Origin of the sequence: Streptomyces sp. NPDC058231, assembly GCF_042882275.1 — a bacterium.
Taxonomy (GTDB): Bacteria; Actinomycetota; Actinomycetes; order Streptomycetales; family Streptomycetaceae; genus Streptomyces.
This window is the reverse complement of the sequence record NZ_JBHVWN010000158.1, coordinates 1-2,675: the sequence shown is the minus strand read 5'-3', so window position 1 is coordinate 2,675 and position 2,675 is coordinate 1. Positions and strand designations below refer to the sequence as shown.

At 68.0% G+C, this 2,675-nt stretch carries 2 protein-coding genes; one reads left to right on the top strand and one right to left on the bottom strand.

Going from position 1 to position 2,675, the window contains the following annotated elements; genetic code table 11:
- Nucleotides 1-244 precede the first annotated feature (244 nt).
- Nucleotides 245-649, bottom strand: a complete 405-nt coding sequence (locus ACFVXE_RS38930) for a hypothetical protein (RefSeq protein WP_389678512.1) — start codon at nucleotides 647-649, stop codon at nucleotides 245-247.
- 989 nt (nucleotides 650-1,638) lie between these two features.
- On the opposite strand from ACFVXE_RS38930, the gene ACFVXE_RS38925 reads away from it, so the two are divergent.
- The coding region (locus ACFVXE_RS38925) for a right-handed parallel beta-helix repeat-containing protein (protein WP_389678511.1) at nucleotides 1,639-2,675 on the top strand (1,037 nt) is incomplete at its 3' end.

The window sequence follows — 2,675 nt, the reverse complement described above, 5'->3', positions numbered from 1 at the left end:
GGCATGGACCGCTCGGCCAGGTCGCGACGCCGGATCCCCTCGGGCCGCACCCTCCGGCCATGCTCCGCACGCAGTCCCCGACCCTGAGCCTCCGGCACGCCTCCGGCCTGGCCCCGGCACTTGTTCGCTGGACGGGCCCGCCCAGCAGCATCGACAGCGAGAAGCGCTGGGCGACGCTCGACGCCTCCTCAACGACGCCACTGCGGAACTTGGACCGCGTCGCGGGACTGCTGCAACCAAGTCATCAACGCCGACTCGGGGGGCCTTCTCGTTTCACAGCGGCGATCACGGCGGATACGACGGCGGTTGCGACGAGGCTCCCCACCATGACCATCCCCACGCCGACCATGTAGAGGCCGCTGGAGTCGTCCGACCAGTCGCAATCGGCGGCAATGGTCAGGCCGGCCGTGATGCCGAGCACAGCACCTGCGATATAGCGCCGGTTTGCCGCCCAGTACACCAGCACCAGCAGAGTCAACACCAGCCCGATCACCTGCCACGCCTCGTACGGGCCGGTCGTCGAACCATCAGGGTGCACGTCACGATGCTGGTCCCAGCCCAGCCACGCAGCCCACGCCCCTAGCGTCACCACAGCCAGCACGAGGATCGCCAACAGTTGGGGAACGAATTTCGGCAGTCGTTGTCGCATGGTCCAAGCGTTCCGGATCGCCCCCATAACCGACCAGAGCGCAAGTACTCAACTCCGCCCGAGTACTTTGCCCAACATCTGATGTCGGTCGGGCTTCGGAAGCCGGCCTCCGACGCCCATCGGAGCCCGTAGCCGCGGTACACGCGTACGGGACTCACGGGGCGGCGGGGCGTCGATGAGTTCCTGGTAGTACATCGGGTCGAGGTCCTCGTCCTCAACCGAGACGTCGCAGGCGAGTAGCGCGCAGTCGGCGGACCGCATGGTCACACGGTGGTGCGGAGCGAGAGATCCGGGCCGGGATGTGGACCAGATGGGCACGGATCGTGGCGGTGGAGCTCGGCCCGCACCCCGACCTTCGTCCGTTCGGAGAAGCGTCGAGGAGTCGTCGCCCCCGACGGGCCGAACGACGCCCTGTGCAGCTGTTGCCCGAAACGGTCGCCGCAGACAGGGGAAGCGCCGAGCCCGCGCGGGCCGGGGCGCTCCAGCACCTCGTCGAGCGGCCTGGAGACAGGAGCCCGGCCGTCGCACTCGGATACATGTCCCCGTACACATCCGATCACTGTGCGCGGAACAGGGGATGAATCAACGGGAGTCCCACTCCGATGAGTTGGCTTTCTTGTGCAACCTCTTGACGTCTGTCGATCAGACTGCCAACCTTTGGCCGCATTGATCGGATGTATTTGTCTTCCTGTGGGCGGACCCCGCGGGCCAGCGGTTCCGGAGCGATCATGAAGTGGATGGCGTCATCGTGGAAGATCCTCGTTTCCATAGTTGTGTTCGGCTTCGCCGGCGCGGGACCCGCCTGGTCGGCGGCGCCCGCGCAGGCGGCAACGCAGGCGGTGTTGTGGGCGGCGCCTGACGGCCATGGCGCGGCGTGCACGTCGAGGAATCCGTGCTCGCTGTCAGCAGCGCAGGCCGCGGTACGAAGAGTTGAGGGAGGCCGTCACCCCGCTGGTGTCACGGTCGAACTGACCGACGGCACCTACCGTTTGAGTAGACCGTGGGAGTTCGGTGCCGCCGACTCCGGTGGCACTGGACACCCGGTGGTGTGGCGCGCGGCGTCGGGCGCGCACCCGGTGATCTCCGGTGCCACTCGGGTCACCGGCTGGTCCCAGGTGGGCAGCACCGGCGTGTGGTCGGCGAGTGTGCACCGTGGCAGCGCCAGCCGGCAACTCTACGTCGACGGCACGGAAGCGCGTGTCGCACAGGCCACGCCGGCAGCCCTCCACTTCAAGGGCGGCTGGGTCGGCTCGGCCACCGGGTACGACCTGTCGAAGGATGACGCGGCCGTGGCCTGGTTCGCCCAGCTCACGCCCACGCAGCTGGCACAGGTCGAGTTCGACTACCCAGGCGGCAACGGCCCGTGGACCGACTCGAAGTGCCGGGTCGCCAGCATGTCCGGCAGTCGGCTGATCATGGATCAGCCCTGCTGGACCAACGTAACCGACGGTGCCCCGTTCACCCAGGGCTCCGGCGGTCTGCCGTCGATGTCCACCTCGCAGATGCCCGCGACGATCGAGAACGCCCGCGGCCTGCTCCAGACCGGACAGTGGTTCCTCGACAGCGCTGCGAGCAAGCTCTACTACGCGCCGAAGAACGGTGACCGCGTGGCCGGCCTGGATGTCGAGCTGCCGCGGCTGGAGACCCTGCTGCAGGGCGCCGGAAGTCTGCGTGACCCCCTGCACGACGTCACCTTCGCGGGCCTCCAGTTCTCCTACGCCACATGGAACGACCCGTCGTCCACCGCAGGGTTCGCCGACGTCCAGAGCAACCTGCGCAGGACCGGAGCGAACAACCAGGGCCTGTGTACCTTCTCCACGCCCGCCGGTAGCTGCCCGTGGGGCGCGCTCACGCAGCCCGCCGCCAACGTCTCCTTCACCGCGTCCAACCACGTCACGATCACCGGCAACCGGTTCGTCAACCTCGGCGGCGCCGGCCTGAGCTTCAAGTACGGCGGCTCGCACGACGTCATCGAAGGCAACGAGTTCACCCAGATCGCGTCGACCGCCCTGCTCCTCGGCTGCAC

Coding starts and splice junctions, on each gene's coding strand:
- ACFVXE_RS38930 (WP_389678512.1), bottom strand. CDS start 649: ATGCGACAACGACTGCCGAAATTCGTTCCCCAACTGTTGGCGATCCTC.